This window comes from Streptomyces spiralis (assembly GCF_014654675.1).
Taxonomy (GTDB): domain Bacteria; phylum Actinomycetota; class Actinomycetes; order Streptomycetales; family Streptomycetaceae; genus Streptomyces; species Streptomyces spiralis.
The window spans coordinates 1-5,261 of sequence record NZ_BNBC01000033.1; the positions used below are offsets into that span (position 1 = coordinate 1).

6 protein-coding genes are annotated in these 5,261 nt (G+C 68.4%); 4 read left to right on the forward strand and 2 right to left on the reverse strand.

Annotation, left to right across the window (positions count from 1 at the left end):
- The coding region (locus IE318_RS28845) for an NAD(P)-binding domain-containing protein (RefSeq protein ID WP_189905037.1) at positions 1-287 on the reverse strand (287 nt) is incomplete at its 3' end.
- A gap of 504 nt (positions 288-791) precedes the next feature.
- Here IE318_RS28845 and IE318_RS28850 point away from each other — a divergent pair.
- Positions 792-1,859, forward strand: coding sequence for a ferritin-like domain-containing protein (locus IE318_RS28850; protein ID WP_189905038.1), 1,068 nt, complete (start codon positions 792-794; stop codon positions 1,857-1,859).
- 48 nt (positions 1,860-1,907) lie between these two features.
- On the opposite strand, the gene IE318_RS28855 is transcribed toward IE318_RS28850, so the two are convergent.
- Positions 1,908-2,870 carry a zinc-binding dehydrogenase gene (locus tag IE318_RS28855; RefSeq protein WP_189905040.1) on the reverse strand — a complete coding sequence of 321 codons (963 nt, stop codon included), beginning with the start codon at positions 2,868-2,870 and terminating at the stop codon, positions 1,908-1,910.
- Positions 2,871-3,037: 167 nt separating this feature from the next.
- Between IE318_RS28855 and IE318_RS28860 the strand changes: the two genes are divergently transcribed.
- From IE318_RS28860 to IE318_RS28870, 3 genes are all read left to right on the forward strand, one after another.
- Entirely contained in the window at positions 3,038-3,703 is a 666-nt protein-coding gene (locus tag IE318_RS28860) for a TetR/AcrR family transcriptional regulator (RefSeq protein WP_189905042.1), read from the forward strand.
- A 166-nt stretch (positions 3,704-3,869) separates the two neighbouring features.
- Positions 3,870-4,334 carry a hypothetical protein gene (locus tag IE318_RS28865; RefSeq protein WP_051845093.1) on the forward strand — a complete coding sequence of 155 codons (465 nt, stop codon included), beginning with the start codon at positions 3,870-3,872 and terminating at the stop codon, positions 4,332-4,334.
- Between the two features lie 81 nt (positions 4,335-4,415).
- Positions 4,416-5,165 carry an SDR family oxidoreductase gene (locus tag IE318_RS28870; RefSeq protein ID WP_189905044.1) on the forward strand — a complete coding sequence of 250 codons (750 nt, stop codon included), beginning with the start codon at positions 4,416-4,418 and terminating at the stop codon, positions 5,163-5,165.
- Positions 5,166-5,261 lie beyond the last annotated feature (96 nt).

Sequence of the window (5,261 nt, forward strand, 5' to 3'; positions counted from 1 at the left end):
GGGGCGATGGACTCCTCGTAGACCTGGGCCTGGATCGGGTCCGGGACCAGGATCATGATGACGTCGGCCTCGGCGGCGGCCTCCGCCGGGGTGACCACGCGCAGGCCCTGCTCCTCGGCCTTGGCCTTGGACTTCGAGCCCTCGTGCAGACCGACACGCACGTCCACACCTGAGTCACGCAGCGACAGGGCGTGGGCGTGGCCCTGGCTGCCAAAGCCTATGACCGCGACCTTGCGGCCCTGGATGATGGACAGGTCGGCGTCAGCGTCGTAGAACAGCTCGGCCATGGGATACACCTTTCATGGACAACTCCCCGGGCGGCATGCTCGCCAAGAGCGGGCCGAGGGTGAGCACTGTGCCTCCGGAGAGCGGGGAACACGAAAAACCAGGCCGGGGGAGCCGGCCTGTGTCCTGCCGGGGCACGAGCTCGGAAACTGCGGAGCACCGCCGCTCGCCGGCCGACAGTGGAAAACACTATGTCACACCTACCATGCATCGACGGCTGCACGCGCGTCAGCTCTGGAACCAGGCGAGCCCTGCTGCCCCGGCCCCAGGGGGTGTCTCGTCGATCATGCGGGCTCGCGGTTCTCGGCCATGGCTCGGCACCGTGGATGAGCGTGTGTCACAGATATGTCGCCTGCCCTGTCAGTGAGGTGACTTAAGGGTATGTGCCTGCCCTTCCGGCAGTGAGCGAACAGCTTCGTCGTCCACGTGACGCCCTCGGCGTTCCGGTGTCGGCTGCCGCAGGTGTGTCCCCTTGTTCCTACGACACCGAAACGAGCCTCTCATCCATGTCTCAGGACCAGTTCGACAATTCCGACGCCGCCTCGACGACAGGCATCGCGACGCTGGACGACCTGCGCAGGCACCTGCAGTGGGCCATCGAGCTTGAACATGCCACGCTGCCGCCCTACCTCACGGCCCTGTACTCCCTCGATCCCGAACGGAACGCGGAAGCCGCACAGCTCATCGGTGGTGTCTTCGTCGAGGAGATGATCCACCTCGCCCTCGCTGCGAACCTCCTCAACGCGGTCGGCGGACAACCCCGCCTGGATGCGCCGCATCTGCTGCCTCCACACCCGCGGACCATGCCGCACGCCGACCCCTCCATCGAGCTGTCGCTTCTGCCGTTCGGGCAGGAGGCCCTGGAGATGTTCCTCCGTGTCGAACGGCCGGCGCACCCGGGAGATCCGGCCGAGGGCGACAACTACGAGACGATCGGGCAGTTCTACGACGCGATCGAGAAGGGTCTGCGGCGGCTGTGCGCCGAACTGGGTGAGGATCAGGTCTTCACGGGGGACCCCGCCCGTCAGGTCGCCGGTGGCCCGTTCGCCCACACGTCAGGGCACCTGAACCCGGTCACCGACCTCGGTTCGGCGCTTGCGGCGCTGGAGGAGATCGTCGAGCAGGGTGAAGGCGCGGCCCGTGCCGACGTCTGGGACGGGGACATGGACCTGAGCCACCCCGAGACCAAGGCGGTCTCCCACTATTACCGCTTCCAGGAAATCGCGCTGGGGCGGCGCTACCAGCCCGGTGACACGCCCGAGTCCGGCCCCACCGGGGAGGCTGTGACCGTCGATCCTGCCGGGGTCCGCCCCCTGCGGCCCAACCCGCGGCTGGAGGACCACCCCGAGGGCAGCGCGGTCCGCACCGCGCAGGAGGTGTTCAACCAGACGTACTGCAAGATGTTGCACCAGCTCGAGCAGGCCTTCAACGGAAACCCGGCGATGCTGGGAATGTCGGTCGGCACGATGTATGCGATCAAGGGACAGGCACAGAGCCTGATGGCCATCCTGGATGACGACGGCCTGGCGGCCGGCCCCACTTTCGAGTACGTCGCACCCGAAAATCGAGACTGAGCGGGTCCCGTTTCGTTACCCGGCCCCCGAACGTCGTCCCTGCCCGGCTCAGGGCGACAGCACAATCCTGCCGAACACCTTCCCCGCGTCCATCTCGCGGTGGGCCGGCACGGCTTTGTCCAGGGGCAACACGTCGTGCACGACCGTGCGGAGGTTCCCGTGCGCGGCAGCGGCGAACTGGGACGACCGTACGGCCTGCCGGTCGGGGCCGGGCACGGTGTCGGAGCTGAAAGTGGCGAACGACAACGACCTGCGGAATGCGTCCATCAGCCGCATGCCGAAGTCCGCCGGCGGCTGCCCACCGACCACACCGACAGCCACGTACCGCCCGTTGGAGTTCAGCTTGTCCAGGAAGAGGGGAAGCCGGGGGCCTCCCACGACATCGATCACCACGTCGAAGCCCGTCGGTGCGTCCGGGCCGCCCTGGCCCGAGCGGTCAAGGACATGCGTCGCGCCCAGGTCCCGCAGGCGGGCGCCGCGCTCCACCGAGGAGGTGGTGACCGCCACCGCGCTCGCGCCGCATCCGGCTGCGAGCTGGACCGCCGTGATCCCGATGCTGCCCGCCGCACCGCGCACGAGCACCGTCTGGCCGGGCGTGAAACGGGCCCGGTCCAGGGCGAAGTGGGCGACCACGCCGGAGCCGCCGAGGGTCACCGCGTCGGCGCCGGTCAGGCCGTCGGGCAGCGCAAGGACGTCCTCGACCGCGGCGACGGCCTGCTCGGCATACCCACCGGACAGCCCGGTGAACGCCCACACCCGCCGCCCGATCCAGGAGGCGTCCACGCCCTCTCCCACCGCGGTGACCCTTCCCGCGACCTCGCTGCCGAGGACATGGCCCTCCCGGAAGCCGTAGGCGGCAAGCGTTCCCCGGCGGATCACGGCGTCGACGCCGCCCACCCCGATCGCCTCCGTGGCGATCTGCACCTGCCCCGGGGCAGGAACGGGCACGGGCACATCGACGACCTCCAGACCATCAGGGTCTCCGAACGTCCTGATCACGACGGCTTTCATCTCTGCTCCTCAGATCGGTGGAGGGACGGATCGCGGCTGCTGCGGCCGTGGGCGTCGAGCCGGCGACCACAGCCGGGGCAACACCCGGTGAGGTGCCGGGACGGGGCGGCAGCACCGCCATCGGACCGTAACGGACGCACCCGTCCGATTGGCTAAAGTGAGAAGCGATGACCGACCAATTGCCTCAGACCATGCGCTCCGACGCCCGCGACAACCGGGCCCGCATCCTGGACGCCGCCCGCGCGGTGTTCGGCGACGAGGGCCTGAGTGCGCCCATGCGCCAGGTCGCCCGGCATGCAGGCGTCGGCCCCGCCACGCTGTACCGGCACTTCCCGACCAAGCAGGCACTGATCGCGCAGACCTTCGCCGAGCAGCGGCGGGCCTGCCATGCCGCCGTCCGGGACGCCCTCGCGGAATCGGATCCGTGGCACGGATTCCGGAGCCTGATCGAGCGGATCTGCGAACTCCACGCACACAGCCGGGGATTCGCCGATGCCTTCATGACGGCCTTCCCCGAGGCCATGGACTTCACCGCCGACCGGGAGCGGACTCTGCACGCGGTCGGCGAACTGGCCCGCCGCGTCCAGGAGACCGGCCAACTGCGCCCCGGCTTCGTCGTCGACGACCTCATCCTCATGCTCATGGCCCATCGGGGCCTCCAGGACACGCCGCGCGCCGCCCGGATCACGGCCTCCCGCCGCTTTGCCGCCTACGTGATCGAGGCGTTCCGCGCCGCACCGGAGACGGCAGCGCCTACGCCGCTGCCGCCGGCACCATGCCTGCGGCCCACGCACCTGCCCAGCACGTCTGTTGCCCTACGGACCACAGAGTGACCTCGCAGGGTGAGGGCGGGCGTGAGCCGAAAAGGGCGGGAGCATCGATCGTTGCAGGTTAGGCGTGGCTGGTTACGTCCTGTCGAAGACAGCGGTTCCGTGAGGTGATGTCAAAGGGACGTCACAGATGAGGCCATCGGATTGTCTATCAGTCATGGGAAAACTCATGACACGACGCATTCTAGTGGGCAGCCTGATAATCGCCTGCCTGCTCCACGTCTGGGCCTACTTCGCGCCCAAGACCTGGTACGAATCCTTCCCGGGCGTCGGTCGAGGCTGGCTGCTCCGCCTCGGTCCGTACAACGAGCACCTGGTGAAGGACATGGCCGCCTTGTACATGGCCATGCTGGTCGTCACCGCCGCCGCCTGGCGTTTTGCAGACAGCGACCGGTACGTCGCGACCGTAGGAGCGGCCTGGCTGGTCTTCAGCGTCTTTCACCTGATCTACCACCTACAGCACCTGAGCATGTACAGCTCGGGCGAGCGTGTCGCCATCGTAGGCCTGCTGTCGTCGTTGACCCTGATCTCCGCCGCACTGCTCGCCCCGTCTCCAGCACGCGGGACAGGCTCGCCCCACACCTCTCCGGAGAGTCCAGCTCCGGCAGCGGGCGATCGCGTCACGCCGCTCTGACACTCGGTGCGTCTGAAGCCAAGGGACAGCGCGTCGTCCCTCAACAGTTTCCCGCACACCTTCGCATAGCTAGGAATCGTCATGAAAATCGCAGTTGCCGGCGGCACCGGGCTCGTCGGACAGCTCGTCGTGGACACCCTACGGGCTCGTGGTCATCTGCCGGTGGTGCTGTCGCGCAGTCAGGGTGTTGATCTGATGACCGGGACCGGCCTCGATGCCGCGCTGGCCGGGGTCGACACGGTCATCGACGTCAGTAACGTGACGACAATGAGCAAGTCGGTCGCGGTCAACTTCTTCGACACGGCGGGAACGAACCTCATCAGCGCAGCGGAGCGAGAGGGGGTTCGGCACCTTGTGACCCTGTCGATCGTCGGGGTCGACCGGGTCAAGAACCCCTACTACACAGGCAAGCTGCGACAGGAGGAGATCGTCCGTAAGGGACTGGTGCCCTGGACTGTCCTCCGGGCGACACAGTTCCACGATTTCGCCGGCCAACTGCTGAGTGGCATCCCCGGCCCGGTCGCGATCGTCCCGAAGGGGCGGGTGCAACCCGTCGCGGTTCGGGAAGTGGCGCAAGCCCTCGCCGAACTCTCCGTCCAGGCACCGATGGGCATGGCTCCCGAGCTCGCCGGGCCTCGGGAGGAATCGCTGGTCGACATGGCCCGGCGCCTCATGGCCGCAGGCGGCGCCCGCCGGCGTCCCGTCATGCCCATCCGTCTTCCCGGCGGCATGAACAGCGGCGGCTTGCTGCCGACCGGCCCTGGCCCCCGCACCACCGTGACCTTCGATGACTGGCTCACAGAGCACACGTCCCCGGCGGCGCACCCCTAGGGGGTGTCTCGCCGATCATGCCGGGCTCGCGGTGGCCGGCACCGCACCTCGCGGCGTTGTCGTCGGTCGCCGATGCTCCGCATCGACTCCCTCCTC

What these genes read in the sequence shown, in the direction of transcription:
- IE318_RS28860 (WP_189905042.1), top strand. Translation starts at nt 3,038, where the DNA reads ATGACCGACCAATTGCCTCAGACCATGCGCTCCGACGCCCGCGACAAC.
- IE318_RS28870 (WP_189905044.1), top strand. Translation starts at nt 4,416, where the DNA reads ATGAAAATCGCAGTTGCCGGCGGCACCGGGCTCGTCGGACAGCTCGTC.
- IE318_RS28855 (WP_189905040.1), bottom strand. Translation starts at nt 2,870, where the DNA reads ATGAAAGCCGTCGTGATCAGGACGTTCGGAGACCCTGATGGTCTGGAG.
- IE318_RS28850 (WP_189905038.1), top strand. Translation starts at nt 792, where the DNA reads ATGTCTCAGGACCAGTTCGACAATTCCGACGCCGCCTCGACGACAGGC.
- IE318_RS28865 (WP_051845093.1), top strand. Translation starts at nt 3,870, where the DNA reads ATGACACGACGCATTCTAGTGGGCAGCCTGATAATCGCCTGCCTGCTC.